Source organism: Nostoc sp. PCC 9305 (genome assembly GCF_963920915.1).
Lineage (GTDB): Bacteria > Cyanobacteriota > Cyanobacteriia > Cyanobacteriales > Nostocaceae > Nostoc.
On record NZ_CAWUDN010000078.1, the window covers coordinates 18,059 to 37,133 of the forward strand.

A 19,075-nucleotide genomic window follows, 5' to 3' on the forward strand; every position below is an offset into this window, starting at 1 on the left:
GTCTCCTAAATCAAAGATTTTTACATCGTTTCCAATCTCCGACTGGTGATATAGATTTGAGTGGCACACTTTAAAACTTTTTCAACTTTTTTTGGTGCTTTGATTTCAGTAAAAAGCTGAATCGCTCGATCGAAATTTATTTGACTTTCATCAGGCTTCGACATCTTTTGATTAGTTAAACCCAATTGAAAATAAGCTTCAGCTAGATCGCATTTAGCACCTATTTTATCCAAAAGTTCGATTGCTTCTCTATGATTCGCAATAGCTAATGCAAAATCTGTTTGTTGCCGATGGATTTCTGCTAAACCATTGAGTGTTTTTGCTTTTACTTGCATATAGTGACTTTCTTCAGCAAAAGTCAAAGCTTGCTGGAATATCTGAGTTGCCTGGGAAAATTCGCCTAAATTGACGTAGGTTTGACCTAAAATCTGCATGAAATAGACAAATCTTCCAGTTTGTTCTACCAGTTTTTCCTGCGTAATATTTTGATACGCTACATCTGCTAATTGATATGAGGGGTCGCGCAAACCTAAATAAGAATACACCAAAGCTAAACAGACTGAAGCTTTCTCTGCCCAGCGATGATGCTCGGTATTTTGAGCTAAATAAATTACTTGTTGAAATAACTTTGCGGCTGCCTCTAGTTCCCACAAATCTATTTGATAAAGACCAATACTTAATAAAGAATCTACCTCTAGCATCCTCAGATAGTAAACTGTATGTTTATTTTCTGGCTGAGGTACAAGTGATTTGAGTGCTTGTGTTGCTAAAGTAATAGTCTTTTCTTGACAAGCGATCGCTTGACTAATCTTACCTGTTATCCAATATAAATCACCTAGTATATTGTAAAGTTCGCTGAGATTTTGGTCATTTTGCAGATTATTAACAACTCGCTCGATTGCTGCAAGTATCGGTTGAATTAAACCCATCCGATACAATGTACTACCAAGAGGTAAAAACTGCTGCCATTGATTATTTCGGCTTTTGAGAATGACCTTACCTGCTAACTCAAATTCATGAATTTCTATGTAGTGATAATATGCTTCTAAAGCTTGCAAAGCATCTTTAAAGGTTTCAATTTGTTTAACACTAGTTGTCCAAAATTCTGCGGCTTTGTGGTTGGCAATTTCCCATTCATCGCTGGGGCGTAAACGTGCGATCGCCTCTGCACGAATCACGGGATGCAACCAGTATTCACCTTTTTCACACTCCACCAAAGACCGATTTCTCAACGAGGCGATGATTTGGCGATGTCGATCGGCTGGAACATCCCACAGTAAACAAAACAACCCTTGTGATGAGATGGTGGGTATATCTTGGTAACGATAACATCCCAAACGGCAAAGTAAGCGATATGCTTGGGGATCGAGGGCTTGCAAACGATTGATTTGACTAACTGCTAAATTTTTTAAGTCGGTTGCGGCTAACGGATCGGCATGATTTTCTTGCCAATAAAGAGCCATATCACCATCAAAATCCTCCTGAATCGAACCGCAGAGAATTCCCATTGCTTTAGCATTACCGCCATAAGTGCGATGCATGATTTGCAAGGTTGGCGAATTGATAGTTAACCCACGGTTGCTAAAAAACTGTTGCCATGCACTTTGATCCAAGCCAGGAAGCCGATAGTGACTCACATTTAACCCAGGTTCACAAAGGCGATCGCGACTAGTAATCAAGGTAACAGATTGTACTCTGGCATCAGCCAAAACCCGCAATAATTCTACATAGTTGCGGTGAGAAGCAATCAAGCCACCTTGTCGATCTAATGCAGGTTCTAGATTGTCAATTAACACTCCAATGCGCCGATTGTGGAGTTCGCGCTTGAGTCGTCCCAATGTCACCCCAAATTCTACCCCAGGTTCTCGATCGAAATCTTGTTTGAGCCATTCTTCTACAACTCGTTCGGCAGGGGTGATATTTTGCGTTTCCTTCGCCATCAGCAGTTCTAAAACCAAATCAAACCCCTGAGTTTGAAGATATTGCTGCGCTAGAGTAGTTTTGCCTAAGCCTCCCTCACCTTGGATAACAATAACTTTCGAGCCTTGATTTACCAAAGTATTCAGGTGAGCGATCGCTTCTGTTCGTCCAATAAAATTGGTATCCTCTAATTTTGGGGTGGGTTGGGGCGATCGCGAGTAATCAATCAGACTGGATGATATCGCAGTAGTTTTTCTCAGAACTCGCTCTAAAGTAGCGCGACAATTACTTTTGGTTATCTTTTCTCGCAGTACTTTAGAAAGCAGTTTCCATAACTGAGAACCAGCATCCTTCGCGTGTCCTTCCGTACAACCGTAAGAATGAGCGATATCCAAGTATTTTCTACCCAACCAAACTTGCACAAGAATCACTTTTTGCAAATCGCTCAACCGTTCCCCAGTCTGCGGGGGAATTGTGGCATCTAACCATGCTAATGCTGCTTCAGCGTCCATTGTGTAACGACGAGGGGAGTTCAGATTTTAGGGACAACTATAAATTACTTTACAGTTATGTTGCTGGAGTTTTCGGATAAGATTCTGTGAACCCGACTTTTTTCCCGACTTTTGCAAACTTTATTCAAAATTCAGCAGCAAGTTATTGAAAGGATTGCTGTTATTCCAACGGTAGGTATTAAAGTCTCGTTGATCGAGCGTCAAAATTCGGCCATGTCCTAGATGTTCTGCTAGAACAACCAGAGAAGCATCTGCCATATCCATTGGCAAATCTGCGTATTTTTCCATAAGTTCAACCATGCGTGTAACATGGTGACTTCGTAAGTCGAACACCTCAAATGCTTCCTGTGCAACCTCTCTCAAAAAACTACATTGAGCATCATTACCACTTCCTCTAGCAAGAAGAAGGTAACAAGTTTCGGTAATAACAGGGTAAGTAGTGATTAGTGGTTCATTGAGAGCATTTAAAACTTGTAGTGCTAATTGATGGTATTGATCGTTTTGGTTCCCAATTGCAATGAAAAAGCCAGTATCAGCGGCGATCATACTTTTCTTGCATTAGCGATCGTACAATAACTTCGGAATTAGCAGCTAAGTCAGTTTCTCCTTTGAAACAGCCGATAAATTTACTTTGTTTGAGTTTCGCTAAAGGATCTGTTTTTTGTTGCTGAAGTTGTTGATAGCGCAGTTCAATCGAAGACTTAATTGCTTCTACTGTATCTTGGTCAGCCTCCTGTTGAATGTAAGCAAGCTTTTGAGCATATTCTTCATCTAGCTGAATATCAAAATTCTTCATCGCCACTAACTTAGAACGTTTACCTAAAGTATATCGTCCGCGTCGAATCGTCTAAAATAAAACTCATTAGGTAACATCAGCACCATCATTACTTATGGTGAAATCAGACCCCCGCCAATTGCCTAGCAGTGCTGAACTTCCTTGTTCAGACGATACCCCTGTGGATAACGAAGACCAGAACTTTATTCCCAACCTGCTTCTCTTCTTGCTGCAATATATTTGGGCAAACCGTAATGATTGGTTTTTCAGCGTGGATATGGGCGTTTACCATACCACAGGGGTTAGTCCACTTGTGCCAATTGTACCAGACGGATTTTTGAGCTTAGGTGTAGAACGCCGCAAGGAAGGTAAATCTCGTAAAAGCTATGTTGTTTGGGAAGAAAATAACATAGTGCCTATCTTGGCTTTAGAAATTGTCTCCTTAACTCCGGGTGGAGAATACGACAAAAAATTAGACACTTATGCCAAGTTAGGGGTACTGTACTACATTATTTATAATCCAGAGTATTGGCAAAGAGACCGTCATCAACCTTTTGAAGTTTATCGCTTAGTAGATGGTAGCTATCAATTGCAAATTGGTGAACCCTTTTGGATGTCAGAAATTGGTTTGGGAATTGGTAGAGGGCAATACGTATCTGGTAATATCCAGCATCAGGTTTTGTATTGGTATGACCAACAAGGAAAGCGCTATCAAACGTCAGAAGAACAGCTTGAATTAGCCCAAAAACAGCTTGAACGTTATCGTCAGCAATTTGGGGAATTGCCAGAGGATTAAATTATTACAGAATGATTTTTATAGCTTCAAAAAAACTTACCATAATGGATACCAACAATTGGTTATTAAATACTTTAATATACTATCGTAAAATAGAATTTTTTACTCAGTATCAAAACTTTTCAAATTATCAATTAGTAGATGAAGTTAAAAAGTTAGCCAAAAAACGTTATTCAAATACCTACGAGCGTTTTTTTGATGAACGAGACGATTGGTTTGTCGTAAATTTAGATATACAAAGAGTATTTGAAATAGATTTTGGTTTAATTTATGGAGATTACTGTGGAATAGAGGCCATAAATGGCAGTATAAGGCAACTACTAAGCGTTGCTGAGATATCTAGAGGATTTTTTGCACCTAATAAAGTTACAAGTTACTATATCAATGAATGTAACGGAAAAATTTACTCAGAAAAAGATTTACTCAAATATTTTGATAGTTTACCTCCAGATGAAAATATACATCGCTATTACGAAAATATAGTAGATTTTGAAATAGATGGTTCTAGACATTTGATTGTTGGGAGTTACGATCCATCATTAACAGCATTTCAAATAAATAAAATAATTATCAACACAGGCTATCAATTTTATTTGGGTGAATTTGGCGATCCTAGACCGATGCTTTTACTAAATCAAGAAGAAACGCAAAAATTGCAGCAAGAAAGAGGCTTGAGAGTTAATGTAATTAGATGTGGTGGAGACACATCTTGGTTAAATTTACCCAGTAATCTTTAGCTAATTTTAGCTATTAGCCTCTAGATACCTTTAAAAGCAGATTGCCACAAGGTAGTTTAGTTCTAGAATTCTAGAATCAATTAGCAGCTATCCGACTTTTTTCCCACTTTTCCAACTGCATCACATAAAACTGCCGACTTCAGCCGACTGACAAAACGAAGTGCGATCGCTTAGGCTATTGGGCATAGAGATAAAAATTTAAGTATAAAAATATGCTTAACACCCTCAGCCCAATCACAAAAGACTTAGCAGACCAAAGCTATCTCAGTCCTCATTACTTGCAAACACAGCGCCGCATTCGTTCCCTCATAGACAAATATATTGCAGTCGAAAAACTACATGAACGTCTGCAAGATTTACCGATACAGTTTGCCAATCCCCAACCGCGTCCCTGGAAACCCATTGACTGGCAAACAATTAACCGCAATCAAATTATCGGCTTAGACGCAGAGGTATTTTTATCTATATTGATAGGTGCGATGGACACAGAAGCTCCCATTCGCGGCTATACCCAAACCAGTCGGCAATATTTGGAAAAATTGCATCCTCAGATGGCTCGGTTTGTTGGTGGAACAGTCGGTAAAGATGGCGAATTGCTAGAACTTGGTTTGTGGGAAAAGGAAGAACGTCAGCACACACCAGCATTAATCAAAATCTACACCCAATTAACAGGCGAGAAAATTACCCCAAAACTTCGGACTGTTAGAAGCTATCTCCCCACAGATGACGCCAACGAAGATTTATATCGCCACGGCTTACACCGCATTGCCACAGAATACGGTGCAACCTGTCTTTATATTTGGTTGATGGCTCATACCACTGGCGCACTCCAGGATGTTCTAGAAGAACTAGCACAGGATGAAATCAATCACATGACCAAATTCTGGGGGTTTGGAGTCTGGGCTTTCCCTGATACTGGGTTGATGCGAATTGGACGCACGCTGATTAAAACGCGATCGCAAAACTATCAGCGTAACAACCTCATGCGTACTCTCCGCCGCATGATGGGTACCCTCAACTGGAATGCTTGGTCATTAACCAACAAAACAACTCTCCTATTTACCTTCACTTACACAATGCATCGCTTGTGGAGTTGGAACAATAGCCTCACACCAGAGTACTTACAAAATTTATTTGAAACTAATTAGTCAAAACAAATGACAAGTGACAAATCAAAATTACCCATAGATTTAAACCCCCAAAAAATCCCCCAACATATCGCTGTCATCATGGATGGTAACGGACGATGGGCAACCAGTCGAGGATTACCGCGCATTGCTGGACATCGCCAAGGAGCAAAAACACTCAAAGAACTATTGCGTTGCTGTAAAGATTGGGGAGTCAAAGCGTTGACAGCCTATGCTTTCTCAACAGAAAATTGGCAGCGTCCCGTTGAAGAAGTAAATTTTCTGATGCATTTGTTTGAGCGATTACTACACCGCGAGTTGGCTCAGATGCATCAAGAAGGAGTACGCATCTCGTTTATTGGAGATTTATCAGCTTTACCCAAGTCTCTACAGACAGAAATGGAGCGTTCAATGGCAGAGACATTGAACAATCAAGCAATCCACTTTACTGTTGCAGTCAACTATGGTAGCCGCAACGAAATTACCAGAGTTTGCCGTCAAGTAGCTCAACTGGTAGAACAAGGCAAACTCAACGCCCAAGAAGTGAATGAAAGTCTTGTAGAACAACATCTCTACACAGCAGATACTCCAGAACCAGATTTGCTGATTCGTACTAGCGGTGAGATGCGATTGAGTAATTTTCTTTTGTGGCAAATGGCGTATACAGAAATGTATTTCACCGATATTTTTTGGCCAGATTTTAATCGAGAAGCATTTCATCAGGCTTTGTTGAGCTACCAAAATCGCGATCGCCGTTTTGGTCAAGTTAAAGCTTCATTATCAGCTTAGTGTACCAAACACCAGACATCGTGTGAAGAAGGCAGGAGGCAATATTCCTTCTGCCTTCTGCCTTTCTTGATAAAGTAAAAGCACCCATATTACCAGGATGGTATATGAGCGCTCACGAATAAAACATTATCGAGGATAATCTATCTGCTATGACAGACCGAAGTAACTATAAGAATAGCAGGCACTGGGTAAATAAACTGCAAGGGTAGTTACAAATGTTTTGTTAAAAATATTACTTACCGTCAATATGATCCTTGATTTAGGCAAAATCCAATCGATTGCGAAATCATATTCTCCCCAAGAACTCTTCGCTGCTTTGGTTTGGCAGCGTCGATTCAATGAGTTTAATGGCGAAGAGGTAATTACTGACCTTTCCAACCACAGAAATTTATGGTCAAGCTTTCTGTTCACAAAACCAATCTTTGCACCAGATGAAAACGGTTTAAGCTTTGGTGGTATGGTCGATACCCTACTTGCAATGGCAAACTATCGTCCCATGCCTGAAACCAGCATCATTAATTTCATTGCCTATCCTGCCGATACACTGTACATTCTGACAGAGAACCAAGACACAAAAGTGTCAGAGCTTTTAGACTTAGGCAAAAAATGGCGAGCTGATTCAGTAGAGGTAAGTGATGGCATGAATGAAGATTATGGTTTGCGCCTGAAACGCCGACTGAGAACTAGATTGGAAGGGACGCTATCAGGTGAAGATGTTCATCGGTATTCTGATGCGGTCATTGTTTGTTATTGGTGGGATTGAATACTTGAAATATCTCAATAAGAGAAATTATGTGCTACAATATTCCGTTTTCCTCCCGATCTTAGCCTCCACCTAAATTGAGCAGCGATCGCAGCCTCTTAATTTTTTTAAGTAAATTATTCTTTGTTAGGTATTGAGCCGAAATCCTCGGCTCAATACCTGTATTGTTTATCATAAAATTAGACTGATGTAAATTACTTTTTTGTCAATATAGCAATCCGATTTTATATTTGAACAGAGAAAATTTGGAAGACTTATGAATCAGGCATTCTACGGAACGTACTGTTCACAAGCCATTGAGCATTTACTATGGTAACTATAAAAACTATCAATATAACTTGTTGTTAATTCTTTCCAAAAATAGTATTTACTATTATTTAATACTTGCGATATAAGCTGATGTTTTGGTAAGTTAATTCAGAAAAAATCCTGAAATCCAAAATTTAAAGTTAACAAGACTTTCTTGCTAAATCTACTTTAAATTTACTTATCAATCCATTTTAAAATCGCAATCAATTTTTTCACTATTTTATAGGTGTTGGGAGTTATGATGGCAAAGTATCTACTAGCTTCTGCTAGTGGGATGGGATTTTTATGTTTAATTGCTGGGTTATCACCTGTGCAAGCCCTTCCTAGTTTAGAAATTGCAGATAAAAACGTAGCTGTTAATCAAGATGACGGCAGCTATCAAAAAAATGATTCTCATCAAAGCGATTTAGCAAATAATATCTCCAGTAAATTGCTGATAGCTAATGAAACTCAAAAAAATTTACCCTCAATCAATCAACAGCAAAAAAATCAAGATTTAGAAGTAGATTCTGCTGTTAACTTTTGGCAGCCAATCACACCACAGTCTGCAAGTTCATCTTTATCCTCAGACAAACTTGCACAAGTAACATCCGTATCGCAATTGTCTGATGTACAGCCGACTGATTGGGCTTTTCAGGCACTCCAATCTTTAGTCGAGCGCTATGGTTGTATCGCAGGTTATCCCAATCAAACCTATCGCGGTAATCGAGCGACGACTCGCTATGAATTTGCTGCTGGCTTAAATGCTTGTTTAGACCGAATCAACGAACTGATTGCGACTGCAACTGGTGATTTGGTCAAAAAAGAAGATTTAGCCACGTTGCAGAAACTACAAGAACAATTTGCGGCGGAATTGGCAACATTGCGAGGTCGAGTAGATTCTGTAGAAGCTCGCACAGCAGAACTAGAAGCAAATCAGTTTTCTACTACGACCAAACTCAATGGTGAGGTAATTATTGCTGGTGTTGGTGCTAGCGGTGGCGCTCCTAATGACAGTGACCCTAACATCATTCTAGTCAATAGAGTGCGGTTAAATCTCACCACTAGCTTTACTGGTAAAGATTCATTAATTACTGGATTGCAAGCTTATAACTTTTTGGGTGGAGCTGATGGACAGGGTAGCTTACAACAAAGTTTAGGATTAGCTTCGCCGCTTTTAAGTGCAAGTAGCGCTCGTACCAGTTTTGAGCCGCAATTTCCGGGGTTAAATGTCAATACTTTGTCGAGCGTTGGCGCAAACAGCGTTCAGCTTTACAAATTGCTGTATATTTTTCCCGTCGCTAATAAATTAACCTTGTTTGCGGGAACTGCGGCGGAAACATCAGATGCTTTCCCAGCAATTACGCCTTTTTATGGTGAAGGACAAGAGTCAATTTCTCGTTTTGGCAACTTGAATCCAGTGCTACGGGTTTCTGGTGGAACTTCGGGTACTGGTTTAGCATCGGCGGCGGGGTTTATTTTTAATATTTCGCCAAATTTGGATTTAAGAGCTTTATACGGCAGCGTAAATGCCAATTTACCCGAAAAATCTGCTAATGAGGCAGTACCAGGAGTTTCTACTACACCTTTGGGAGCAGGTTTATTTAGTGGTAGTAGTATTATTGCCACACAGTTAACCTTCAAGCCAATTCCCGCTCTGGATATTGGTTTAAACTATGCCCACAGTTATCACGAAATCAATATTTTGGCTACAGGATTAGTTAGTAGTGATATCGGTGCTTTAGCAGGGGTTGCAACTGGAACACCGCTCACACTCAATTCTGTTGGCGGTACGGTAACATGGCGATTATCTCCCAAGATAGCTTTATCTGGCTACGGTGCAGCAATATTTGTTGATGCTGCTTCCAATAGCGTGGATGCTTCCACCACCTTTACAAGTTGGATGGCGGGAGTTCACTTCAGAGATTTATTCAAGTCAGGAAACACTGCTGGGATTCTTTTTGGTCAGCCGCTTTACCGTAGTGATACTGGTGGTTCTGCTCAACTTACGCCCACAGGCGACAATCGGGCGACTCCTTACCATTTAGAAGCCTATTACCGCCTTCAAGTTAGCGATAATATCAGCATTACCCCTGGTGCATTTGTTCTCTTTAACCCAGAAGGTAACGGCAACAATGAGACTACGACTGTAGGTGTACTTCGGACTACTTTTACGTTTTAAGAGATTGGAAGTATGGTCAAAATCCCCCAAGAAATTGGGGGATTTTGAGATTGGATAACCAAGTTCACAGTCATAACAACATTGCCCTGTTTCACTAATATCATGACAAAGTATATAGTCGCATTGCCCAAAATCTGTTGTGCAAAACTAGTGTGATGTCTACAGTGATGACTGAGCTTACGAAGGGTCAAAGTGCGGGCTACACTAAAGATAAAGTGTCTAGGTGTAGCTCATCGTAGATATTGACCTACTGATAACCTAATTATTCTTTTTACCTGATTTAGCAGTTTGATTTGAAAGGTGATGCTTTTGTATAACCCGCTCAATCTGGCAAGTCACCGCATCTATTCTATTTTTAACCTTATCAAAATCAATATTCACCCAAATATAGGCTTTGTCAGGTCTTTGCTGCTTTCTCTTCATATATGGTTTTAATTGTCAACATATTTTGTTATATCTATACAATATAGTCTTCTCAATTTCTAAACTACTTTCTCTAGACATATAAGTAAATATGCTTAATATTTACTTAAGATTTTATCGCAATCCGATTTGATTTTTAAACTTATTCGCGTGCTACTCAAAGTACAGTGCAAGCGCCATAGGCAGGTAATAGGGAATCAGCCTTCGAGTTGTAAGGAGTTTTTCACGCAATTAGATAGGAGTCTTGTAGCTCCTAGAAATTGAATAAAACAGTGATTTGATTAACATGGGCGCACATTATTATCTATCTACTGAAAGAGACGCGATATTTCGCGCCTCTAAGAACTAAAATCAAAATTTTAAGTATTAGCTTAAACCTTTGTTTGTAGATATTGAACTAACTGCGGTGCTTGCATCACTCCCTCGATCCTATCCACAGGCTTACCCTGCTTAAACAGTACTAAGGTTGGTAGAGAAGCAATTTTATACTCAGTAGCCAAATCTGTGTATTTTTCTGTGTCGATTTTGACAATCCTTAAGCGATCCTTAAGTTGGGCATTGACTTGCTCTAAAATTGGCACCATCATTTGACAGGGGCCACACCAGTCAGCATAAAAATCTACTAATACAGGTACATCAGAAGCAGACAGCATCTCTTCAAAGCTGTTGAATTGCTTTTTAGTTGCCATGTGACACACACCGATTTTCAATTGTTTGTTTCAATAGTAATTCTTAGAAAATAAAATAGGTATAGGTTTATGGGTTTTTGTTGGTAAAAGATTAAATTAGTTAATATAGAATGATTTTGCAGCCCAAAACATTAAATAATTATAATAAAATACGTATTTTTTTGAGGTTGTGCATCTGCATGAGATATGTATTTAAACCTATCCTGACCAACCAAATAATTATCAAGACGTTCACGAGAGTGATATCTACGAAGGGTGTAGCTATAACACTTTTTAGTCTATCCAGCCAGGTGAATATATTACTTTAAGTTATTCATCCATTCACAGAGAAATAACTATAGATATTTAATTATAGTAAAACGTTAATTCTTTTTATTCGAGTTATATAGTAATCCTATTTGATTTGTGAGAATTGCAACCCGCGTCCCCGACAACTTTATCAAGTCGGGATCTTGTTTCTGCGCGTTTGATTCAAGATAGCTATATCTAGCTAAATACCACGTATAACTTTATCTATTAGCTATCTAACTTGCAGCATCACAGCAAGATTGTCACCCCGCAAGAGTTAGATTTTATTCAGACAATATTCAGATGTTCCCGAAATCACCATAAGATAATTAGCGCGGTATTTCTAAGATTGAGGAACATTAAATGACGCTATTACAAGATAAAGTCGCAATTGTCACAGGTGCTTCACGAGGAATTGGCCGAGCGATCGCAATTGAATTAGCCTCACAAGGAGCGATCGCAGTTGTCAATTATGCCAATTCTAGTGCTGCTGCTGAGGCAGTTGTTACAGAAATTACAAGTGCGGGAGGTCAAGCGATCGCTATCCAAGCAGATGTTTCTAAAGGCGATCAAGTAGACGCACTAGTTAACGCCGTCATGGAAAAGTTTAAGCGTGTGGATATATTAGTCAACAACGCAGGTATTACCCGCGACACACTGCTTTTGCGTTTGAAGCCAGAAGATTGGCAAGCTGTGATAGACCTTAATTTAACTGGTGTTTTCTTTTGCACACGTGCTGTAAGTAAAATCATGCTGAAGCAGCGATCGGGGCGGATTATCAACATTACCTCTGTTGCTGGGCAAATGGGCAACCCAGGTCAGTCAAACTACAGCGCCGCCAAAGCAGGTGTAATCGGCTTTACCAAAAGCGTTGCCAAAGAACTAGCTACTCGCGGCATCACCGTTAACGCCGTCGCCCCTGGATTCATCGCCACCGACATGACTAGCGATCTCAACAACCCCGAAGATATTCTGAAATACATCCCACTCGGTCGCTTCGGTCAACCTGAAGAAGTTGCTGGGATGGTGCGTTTCCTCGCTGCCGAGCCCGCCGCCACCTACATCACCGGACAAGTCTTTAACGTCGATGGCGGCATGGTAATGGCCTAAATAGTTGAGCTAAATAATTGAGGGGTAGCGATTTTTCGTAGTTGGAGCTAGCTTTAGCGCCAACTACGAATTTATTAAATAAAATTTGACAGACTAGTTATGAAAACAGACTCTATTTTTTATCGTTTATTTCAAACTTTTCCTAGTGCTTTTTTTGAATTAATTAATCTGCAACCATCAGAAGCAAATGCATATAATTTCGCTTCAGTAGAATTAAAGCAAACAGCATTTCGGATTGATGGAGTCTTTCTTCCTGTTGCTGACACTAGTCGTCAGCCGATTTATTTTGTAGAGGTTCAATTTCAAAAAGATAATGAATTTTATGCTCGTTTATTTTCAGAAATATTTCTGTATTTACGACTTTACGCACCTACTTCAGATTGGCGAGCAGTAGTAATATTCCCTCGCCGCAGCCTTGAACCAACCCAAATACAACCTTATCGAGTCTTACTCGAAAGCCAATTGGTAACGAGGCTATATCTAAACGAGCTTGGAGAAGTAACTGAATATTCCTTGGGAGTTGGTATCATCAAATTAGTAGTTGTAAATAAAAAACAAACTCCCATATTAGTCAAAAGTTTGATTACAAAGACACGTTCGGAAGTGAGCAATAAAGCACTTCAACAAAAAGTGCTAGATTTAATAGAAACAATTGTAGTTTACAAACTACCGCGTATCAGTCGTCAGGAGTTGATAAAAATGTTTGGACTCGGTGATTTTGATATCAAAACTACCAGAATTTATGAGGAAGTGCGTGATGATATCATTGAGGAAGTGCGTAATGAAGTCAGGCAGAAACAGACTCTAGAAGTGGTTATGCGTCTGCTGCGACGACGCATTGGTAATTTGAGTCAACAATTGTCAGAGCGCATCAGTCAGTTATCTATTGAACAGCTTGAAAATCTAGCCGAAGCACTGTTGGATTTTTCCATAGAAGGAGATTTAGTTGCTTGGTTGCAAGACAATTTAACTCAAGCTTGAATTTTTTGTGGACAGAATAAACATAGTAGGGCTAGCACTGCAATGCCCACCCTACCAGTAACTAAGGCTGTTGGCGTATCCTTTGCCAGACTGTAAAGCCCAAAAGTAGGATAATGCTACTGGCGGTTGTCAGCATCACAGCCAAACTCATACCTTGTATTCTCATCGCCAGCAAGTTGAAAACTAAGGTAATTGACCAAAGCGTAAACGCAGCATTGCGCTGGGAGAGTCCCCAAGCAAGTAAGCGGTGGTGCAGGTGGTCTTTGCCAGGAGTACTCAGAGGGTTATTTCCTGCTAGTAGCCGCCGCACAAATACTTGAGTGGTGTCTAGCACCGGTAACAACAGAAATAAAACCGTAGGAATTAGCGCATAAACTGTGTTTTGTTGCAGTTTGCCTAAAATACTAGTTGCTGCCAGGACATAGCCGAAAAAGTATGCTCCGGCATCACCCATAATAATTCGTGACGGATGGAAATTATGGCGCAAAAATCCTAGTGCAGCACCTCCCAAAGCTGCAAGTACTAAGATTGCCGCGGCACGATTGTTAAATTGAGCTGCAACGCCCAACAAACTCATGGCGGTAATAAAGCTGATTCCTCCTGCCAAGCCATCCATACCATCCATCAAGTTGATGGCGTTGGTAATCCCTACTACCCATAGTACTGTTAGCAACATGGACAGAAGTGAGTCGATGGGAGTGCCAAACAGGACTTTGACACTGATACCATTAGCTACCAGTAACAGTGCCGTGACAATTTGCGCCCACAATCGCACAGAGGGCGGTAAGCCAAACTGATCGTCAATAAAGCCCACAAGGACTAATATCGAACCCCCCAACAGAATAGTGAGCACCTGAGCCAATACGTTTTGGAGTTCGATCGGTCGTAAAAGGCTAGCTAATACCAGCGCGGCAATCACGCCCGCGTAGATAGCCAGCCCCCCGGCATTGGGTAAAGGTTCTCGGTTGAGTCGCCGGGCGTTGGGTTGGTCAGCCCAACCTACCCGCAAGGCGAATTTGCGTACTGTCGGAATTAAACGCCAAGTTACAACCCAAGCTAAAAGGAACGTAAATACTACTGCCAACCAGCCGGTGCCGCCAGGGTCGGCAATACCAAGGGATTTAAGGGAGTTCTCTAGATTCATCTCCCAATTCAAGCATTACTGCCAGTATCTAATATGAGCATCACCTGTATATTAATCAATTTTTTTATTTCCATTTGTAACTTGAGCGGTGGGAGAGATTAGCACTCTGGCGCTGTGAGTGCTAAATTGTCTAATGGAAGCGCTGGAGAAATGAAACATGGCGAAAATTATTGCATTTGACGAGGAATCTCGGAGAGCTCTAGAAAGGGGTGTTAACGCCCTTGCCGATGCTGTAAAAATCACCTTGGGGCCTAAAGGTCGCAATGTCCTTTTAGAGAAAAAATTTGGCGCACCTCAAATTGTCAACGATGGTATCACTGTTGCCAAGGAAATTGAATTAGAAGATCCTTTGGAAAATACTGGTGCAAGACTCATCCAGGAAGTGGCCTCAAAAACTAAAGATGTCGCTGGAGATGGTACAACCACCGCCACAGTTTTAGCACAAGCCTTAATTCGAGAAGGTTTGAAGAACGTGGCGGCGGGTAGTAACCCTGTTAGCTTGAGACGCGGGATCGACAAAACTATTGAGGCACTGGTACTAGAAATTGCCAAAATAGCCAAGCCAGTAGAAGGAAGTGCGATCGCTCAAGTTGCCACTGTTTCTGCTGGTAACGATGAAGAAGTTGGCCAAATGTTAGCTCAAGCAATGGAAAAAGTCACCAAAGATGGTGTAATTACCGTTGAAGAATCTAAATCTCTCACCACCGAACTAGAAGTAGTTGAGGGGATGCAGATTGACAGGGGTTACATTTCACCCTACTTCGTCACCAACAACGAACGGCAAATCGTCGAATTTGAAAACGCCCGCATCTTGGTGACAGATAAAAAAATCAGCAGCATCCAAGATTTAGTACCGATTTTGGAAAAAGTCGCCCGTTCTGGTCAGCCTTTGCTAATTATTGCTGAAGATGTCGAAGGTGATGCTTTGGCAACTCTGGTGGTGAACAAAGCGCGGGGTGTACTGGCTGTCGCTGCCATTAAAGCACCTGGGTTTGGCGATCGCCGCAAAGCTTTGTTAGAAGATATTGCTATTCTCACCGATGGACAGTTGATTTCGGAAGAAATCGGCTTAAGCTTGGATACTGCTGCTTTAGAAGCGCTGGGAACTGCCCGCAAAATCACCATTGACAAAGAAAGCACCACAATTGTCGCTGGTAGTGTCACCAAGCCAGAAGTACAAAAGCGGATTGGTCAAATTCGCAGACAGTTGGAAGAAACTGATTCTGAATACGATCAAGAAAAACTGCAAGAACGCATCGCCAAGCTCGCTGGCGGCGTGGCAGTGATTAAAGTGGGTGCGGCAACGGAAACCGAGCTCAAAGACCGGAAACTGCGGATTGAAGACGCGCTCAACGCTACTAAAGCTGCTGTGGAAGAAGGTATTGTTCCTGGTGGTGGGACAACCTTGATTCACTTAGCTAAGGCGGTAGAAGCGATTAAAAAGACCTTACAAAATGACGAAGAAAGAATTGGGGCTGATATTGTCGAACGAGCGCTAGAAGCCCCCTTGCGCCAAATAGCAGACAACGCTGGTGCGGAAGGTTCTGTAATTGTCTCGAAAGTTCGGGATAGCGACTTCAACATTGGGTACAACGCTGCTACTGGCGAATTTGAAGACTTGATTGCTGCTGGTATTATCGACCCTGCCAAAGTCGTGCGTTCAGCTTTGCAAAACGCTGGTTCCATTGCTGGTTTGGTCTTAACCACCGAAGCGATCGTTGTTGAAAAGCCAGAGAAGAAATCCGCTGCTCCTGCTCCTGATATGGGCGGCATGGGCGGTATGGGTGGCATGGGCGGCATGGGAGGCATGGGCGGCATGGGCATGTTCTAACTTCTGCTGACCCAGATAAATATTTTTTAAACAGTTTGTCTTGCCAAGGCAAACTGTTTTTTTGTAGCATTGCTGATTCAGATGCAATATGTTATACCAATTCGTAATTCGTCAGATTAAATCTGGGTGATGACCAAATTAGCAACCTAAATAATTGCCTAATTTAGAAATTAACGTCTTTATATTAATTTTTGTAAAATAACGTGTAAGTTATCCTTATGTCCTTTGTTATTTACTAATGACAAATGACCAATGACAAATGACTATTAGGTAATATTGCATGGCACGAAAAATACGTCGCCTTCCTAAAATACTCACCAAGCTGTATGAAGACGAGTTCCATCATCAACCAGGGACTATACCTGGAACCATTTTTATTGATGCAGATGCTCCACCACCAATAATTTTTTTGATTGACTATAACCAAACCAATTTCATCCGCGAACAAATAGAAACTCCAGAGGAGTGTGTCTCTTATCTAGAAGCGGAATCGGTTTCTTGGGTAGACGTACAAGGTTTAGGCAGTCAAGATATATTACAACGATTGGGTAACATTTTTAAGTTACATCCTCTAGTTTTAGAAGATGTAGTCAATGTACCGGAACGTCCCAAAACAGAAGATTATGAAGATCAATTACTTTTCATTGCCCGGATGGTAGTGCCAAAGGAAAGAACATGTGGTTTTTATAGCGAGCAAGTGAGTTTGATATTAGGAAAAAATTATCTGCTGACAGTACAAGAGGAACCAGAACATGATTGCTTTGAAGCGGTGCGATCGCGAATTGAAAAAAATAAAGGTATCATCCGTAAACAGGGAGCGGATTATTTGGCTTATGCTCTATTAGATGCAATTATTGATGGCTTTTTCCCAGTATTGGAGCTTTATGGCGAGCGAATCGAAGAGTTAGAGGAGGAAGTAATAGTTAAACCTACTCCCCAAACACTGCAAAATATTTATCAAATTAGACGAGAATTACTACAACTACGTCGTGCTATCTGGCCCCAAAGGGATGCAATTAATTCCTTAATTCGAGATGCTCCCGATTTGATTTCTGAAGAAGTGCGAATCTACCTGCGAGATTGTTATGACCATACAGTGCAAGTGATGGATATGGTAGAAACTTACCGAGAACTATCATCTGGATTAATGGATGTGTACCTTTCGGCAGTCAGTAATAAAATGAATGAAATCATGAAGGTACTAACGATAGTTTCAACAATTTTTATTCCCCTGACTTTTGTGGCCGGAATATATGGTATGAATTTCAATACTGAGAAATCACCATATAATATGCCTGAGTTGAATTCGTATTGGGGTTATCCACTTTGCTGGGCAGTGATGTTAGCGATCGCATTTAGTTTGCTATTCTTTTTTTGGCGAAGAGGCTGGCTACAAAATTCTGTAGTAATCAAGCGCAATTAAAATTGTAAATTAGCGATGATTAAAATATATATTCATTAGCACCGGGAGTTAAGATTTTTGAGTTATGAGGAGTAGCGACCAGAATTTAGTAGTTTTGACGATTTATATTATCGGTGTTTCATACGTTTTCAACCGCATGATTGAATCTATCGATGACCAAGTGAAATTTGAGTTTAAAAAAGGAACCGTTGACGAGCAACTCAAAGAACACAATCTCGACGATAAAATTGGAATTTCCTTTAAACTCAAACCCTCATACCCAATTGACGATTTGAAAGATTTAGGAATTAGCATTGAAAATAAATCGGATAATGTTGCCGTATACGTTGACTGGGATAATAGTTCTTTAGTTGTTGAACATAGTAAGCAATCGCGCCGCGTAATTCGGAAATCACCAGACTTAACCCGCGATTTAGCAGTACCCCAAAGTCCTAGCCTGATTGCTCCCAAGAAAACACTTTCTGAAACAGTGACAGCAGAAGATGTTTTCGAGCGCGATCAAGTAGCTGGAACCTATTCAGCAAAAAAACCACTAATTGATATCAATGGGCTACAAAAAGGGCAAAAAAAGTTGTATAACGACTTTATTAGTAGAAAAAAGGAGTTAGACTTTTCCCTGCAACTGGTGCTACGGATATCTGAGGTGCGTTTAGGTCTAGCCCCAGGTCGTGATTTTCCTCCCATTAGTATTATCAATTGTCCTTTCACAGTCAGAAAACTACCTTGGACTTACGCTCTACCTTGGAATAAAAAAAAGCAATAGCAACCAGACACACTATGCCATCCAAGATTACACTGGATCTAAGGAGAGAGTAGGCGCAGGCGGTTGCAGATCAGTCATAGTTACTGGTTTGAGGAAAGTCCGGACTCCCGAAAGACCAAACTTGCTGGATAACGTCCAGTGCGAGCGATCGTGAGGATAGTGCCACAGAAAGATACCGCCAAAACAGTTAGGAGTTAGAAGTTAGGAGTTAGGAATTATTAACTTTTAACTCATAACTCATAACTCCTAACTAATTTTGGTAAGGGTGCAAAGGTGCGGTAAGAGCGCACCAGCAGTATCGAGAGGTGCTGGCTCGGTAAACCCCGGTTGGGAGCAAGGCGATAGGAATTACGGTTGGTCTTTTACCAGTTCCGCTCAATGAGAGCCGCTTGAGGCGTTTGGTAACAAACGTCCCAGATAGATAACTGCCCTCGCAAGAGAACAGAACCCGGCTTATGTCCTGCTCTCTCCCCTTTAATCTACGGTGTACACACAAGTCTTCTAGAGTTGCACCACAGCCTTTTGATCCCCCCA

17 protein-coding genes and 1 other RNA gene are annotated in these 19,075 nt (G+C 40.9%); 12 read left to right on the forward strand and 6 right to left on the reverse strand.

The features are described from left to right. Nucleotides 1-20: 20 nt before the first annotated feature. From ACM0OX_RS24825 to ACM0OX_RS24835, 3 genes are all read right to left on the reverse strand, one after another. The gene (locus ACM0OX_RS24825) at nt 21-2,432 is read right to left on the reverse strand and encodes a tetratricopeptide repeat protein (RefSeq protein WP_414517581.1); all 2,412 of its coding nucleotides are present in this window, start codon (nt 2,430-2,432) and stop codon (nt 21-23) included. A gap of 120 nt (nt 2,433-2,552) precedes the next feature. After that, nucleotides 2,553-2,978 carry a type II toxin-antitoxin system VapC family toxin gene (locus ACM0OX_RS24830; protein ID WP_414517582.1) on the reverse strand — a complete coding sequence of 142 codons (426 nt, stop codon included), beginning with the start codon at nt 2,976-2,978 and terminating at the stop codon, nt 2,553-2,555. Beyond that, complete coding sequence (locus ACM0OX_RS24835; RefSeq protein ID WP_414517583.1) at nt 2,965-3,228, reverse strand: CopG family transcriptional regulator; 264 nt, start codon at nt 3,226-3,228, stop codon at nt 2,965-2,967. The genes ACM0OX_RS24830 and ACM0OX_RS24835 overlap by 14 nt, the downstream gene beginning before the upstream one ends. Nucleotides 3,229-3,322: 94 nt before the next feature. On the opposite strand from ACM0OX_RS24835, the gene ACM0OX_RS24840 reads away from it, so the two are divergent. The 6 genes from ACM0OX_RS24840 (at nt 3,323) to ACM0OX_RS24865 (ending at nt 9,889) form a co-directional block, all read left to right on the forward strand. After that, the gene (locus ACM0OX_RS24840) at nt 3,323-4,003 is read left to right on the forward strand and encodes a Uma2 family endonuclease (RefSeq protein WP_414517584.1); all 681 of its coding nucleotides are present in this window, start codon (nt 3,323-3,325) and stop codon (nt 4,001-4,003) included. A gap of 44 nt (nt 4,004-4,047) precedes the next feature. Continuing rightward, complete coding sequence (locus ACM0OX_RS24845; protein ID WP_414517585.1) at nt 4,048-4,740, forward strand: hypothetical protein; 693 nt, start codon at nt 4,048-4,050, stop codon at nt 4,738-4,740. A gap of 212 nt (nt 4,741-4,952) precedes the next feature. Further along, nucleotides 4,953-5,888 carry a ferritin-like domain-containing protein gene (locus ACM0OX_RS24850; protein WP_414517586.1) on the forward strand — a complete coding sequence of 312 codons (936 nt, stop codon included), beginning with the start codon at nt 4,953-4,955 and terminating at the stop codon, nt 5,886-5,888. 9 nt (nt 5,889-5,897) lie between these two features. Then, nucleotides 5,898-6,656 (forward strand): isoprenyl transferase, encoded by a 759-nt coding sequence (locus ACM0OX_RS24855; RefSeq protein WP_414517587.1) that lies wholly within the window; start codon nt 5,898-5,900, stop codon nt 6,654-6,656. A gap of 247 nt (nt 6,657-6,903) precedes the next feature. Further along, on the forward strand, nt 6,904-7,419 hold the full coding sequence (locus ACM0OX_RS24860; RefSeq protein ID WP_414517588.1) for a hypothetical protein: 516 nt from the start codon (nt 6,904-6,906) through the stop codon (nt 7,417-7,419). A gap of 550 nt (nt 7,420-7,969) precedes the next feature. Further along, nucleotides 7,970-9,889 carry an iron uptake porin gene (locus ACM0OX_RS24865; RefSeq protein ID WP_414517594.1) on the forward strand — a complete coding sequence of 640 codons (1,920 nt, stop codon included), beginning with the start codon at nt 7,970-7,972 and terminating at the stop codon, nt 9,887-9,889. 258 nt (nt 9,890-10,147) lie between these two features. Here ACM0OX_RS24865 and ACM0OX_RS24870 read toward each other — a convergent pair whose 3' ends face one another. Both ACM0OX_RS24870 and trxA read right to left on the reverse strand, forming a co-directional pair. Next, a complete protein-coding gene (locus tag ACM0OX_RS24870; protein ID WP_414517589.1) occupies nt 10,148-10,312 on the reverse strand; it encodes a hypothetical protein in 165 nt (54 codons plus the stop codon). A 371-nt stretch (nt 10,313-10,683) separates the two neighbouring features. Further along, nucleotides 10,684-11,001: a thioredoxin gene (trxA, locus tag ACM0OX_RS24875; protein WP_094352713.1), complete on the reverse strand. Its 318-nt coding sequence runs from the start codon at nt 10,999-11,001 to the stop codon at nt 10,684-10,686. Nucleotides 11,002-11,652: 651 nt separating this feature from the next. On the opposite strand from trxA, the gene fabG reads away from it, so the two are divergent. Next, nucleotides 11,653-12,399, forward strand: coding sequence for a 3-oxoacyl-[acyl-carrier-protein] reductase (gene fabG / locus ACM0OX_RS24880; RefSeq protein ID WP_414517590.1), 747 nt, complete (start codon nt 11,653-11,655; stop codon nt 12,397-12,399). 99 nt (nt 12,400-12,498) lie between these two features. Continuing rightward, nucleotides 12,499-13,380: an Rpn family recombination-promoting nuclease/putative transposase gene (locus tag ACM0OX_RS24885; RefSeq protein WP_414517591.1), complete on the forward strand. Its 882-nt coding sequence runs from the start codon at nt 12,499-12,501 to the stop codon at nt 13,378-13,380. 61 nt (nt 13,381-13,441) lie between these two features. Here ACM0OX_RS24885 and ACM0OX_RS24890 read toward each other — a convergent pair whose 3' ends face one another. After that, on the reverse strand, nt 13,442-14,524 hold the full coding sequence (locus tag ACM0OX_RS24890; protein WP_334721134.1) for an MraY family glycosyltransferase: 1,083 nt from the start codon (nt 14,522-14,524) through the stop codon (nt 13,442-13,444). Between the two features lie 157 nt (nt 14,525-14,681). Here ACM0OX_RS24890 and groL point away from each other — a divergent pair, with 157 nt between their 5' ends. The 4 genes from groL (at nt 14,682) to rnpB (ending at nt 19,013) form a co-directional block, all read left to right on the forward strand. Continuing rightward, complete coding sequence (gene groL, locus ACM0OX_RS24895; protein ID WP_414517592.1) at nt 14,682-16,355, forward strand: chaperonin GroEL; 1,674 nt, start codon at nt 14,682-14,684, stop codon at nt 16,353-16,355. A gap of 280 nt (nt 16,356-16,635) precedes the next feature. After that, nucleotides 16,636-17,778, forward strand: coding sequence for a magnesium/cobalt transporter CorA (gene corA / locus ACM0OX_RS24900; protein ID WP_414517593.1), 1,143 nt, complete (start codon nt 16,636-16,638; stop codon nt 17,776-17,778). A 64-nt stretch (nt 17,779-17,842) separates the two neighbouring features. Then, nucleotides 17,843-18,541, forward strand: a complete 699-nt coding sequence (locus ACM0OX_RS24905) for a hypothetical protein (RefSeq protein WP_334931933.1) — start codon at nt 17,843-17,845, stop codon at nt 18,539-18,541. A 45-nt stretch (nt 18,542-18,586) separates the two neighbouring features. After that, nucleotides 18,587-19,013: RNase P RNA component class A (rnpB, locus tag ACM0OX_RS24910), an RNA gene on the forward strand. The last annotated feature ends 62 nt before the right edge of the window (nt 19,014-19,075 follow it).

What these genes read in the sequence shown, in the direction of transcription:
- ACM0OX_RS24825 (WP_414517581.1), bottom strand. Translation starts at nt 2,432, where the DNA reads ATGGACGCTGAAGCAGCATTAGCATGGTTAGATGCCACAATTCCCCCG.
- ACM0OX_RS24830 (WP_414517582.1), bottom strand. Translation starts at nt 2,978, where the DNA reads ATGATCGCCGCTGATACTGGCTTTTTCATTGCAATTGGGAACCAAAAC.
- ACM0OX_RS24835 (WP_414517583.1), bottom strand. Translation starts at nt 3,228, where the DNA reads ATGAAGAATTTTGATATTCAGCTAGATGAAGAATATGCTCAAAAGCTT.
- ACM0OX_RS24840 (WP_414517584.1), top strand. Translation starts at nt 3,323, where the DNA reads ATGGTGAAATCAGACCCCCGCCAATTGCCTAGCAGTGCTGAACTTCCT.
- ACM0OX_RS24845 (WP_414517585.1), top strand. Translation starts at nt 4,048, where the DNA reads ATGGATACCAACAATTGGTTATTAAATACTTTAATATACTATCGTAAA.
- ACM0OX_RS24850 (WP_414517586.1), top strand. Translation starts at nt 4,953, where the DNA reads ATGCTTAACACCCTCAGCCCAATCACAAAAGACTTAGCAGACCAAAGC.
- ACM0OX_RS24855 (WP_414517587.1), top strand. Translation starts at nt 5,898, where the DNA reads ATGACAAGTGACAAATCAAAATTACCCATAGATTTAAACCCCCAAAAA.
- ACM0OX_RS24860 (WP_414517588.1), top strand. Translation starts at nt 6,904, where the DNA reads ATGATCCTTGATTTAGGCAAAATCCAATCGATTGCGAAATCATATTCT.
- ACM0OX_RS24865 (WP_414517594.1), top strand. Translation starts at nt 7,970, where the DNA reads ATGGCAAAGTATCTACTAGCTTCTGCTAGTGGGATGGGATTTTTATGT.
- ACM0OX_RS24870 (WP_414517589.1), bottom strand. Translation starts at nt 10,312, where the DNA reads ATGAAGAGAAAGCAGCAAAGACCTGACAAAGCCTATATTTGGGTGAAT.
- trxA (WP_094352713.1), bottom strand. Translation starts at nt 11,001, where the DNA reads ATGGCAACTAAAAAGCAATTCAACAGCTTTGAAGAGATGCTGTCTGCT.
- fabG (WP_414517590.1), top strand. Translation starts at nt 11,653, where the DNA reads ATGACGCTATTACAAGATAAAGTCGCAATTGTCACAGGTGCTTCACGA.
- ACM0OX_RS24885 (WP_414517591.1), top strand. Translation starts at nt 12,499, where the DNA reads ATGAAAACAGACTCTATTTTTTATCGTTTATTTCAAACTTTTCCTAGT.
- ACM0OX_RS24890 (WP_334721134.1), bottom strand. Translation starts at nt 14,524, where the DNA reads ATGAATCTAGAGAACTCCCTTAAATCCCTTGGTATTGCCGACCCTGGC.
- groL (WP_414517592.1), top strand. Translation starts at nt 14,682, where the DNA reads ATGGCGAAAATTATTGCATTTGACGAGGAATCTCGGAGAGCTCTAGAA.
- corA (WP_414517593.1), top strand. Translation starts at nt 16,636, where the DNA reads ATGGCACGAAAAATACGTCGCCTTCCTAAAATACTCACCAAGCTGTAT.
- ACM0OX_RS24905 (WP_334931933.1), top strand. Translation starts at nt 17,843, where the DNA reads ATGAGGAGTAGCGACCAGAATTTAGTAGTTTTGACGATTTATATTATC.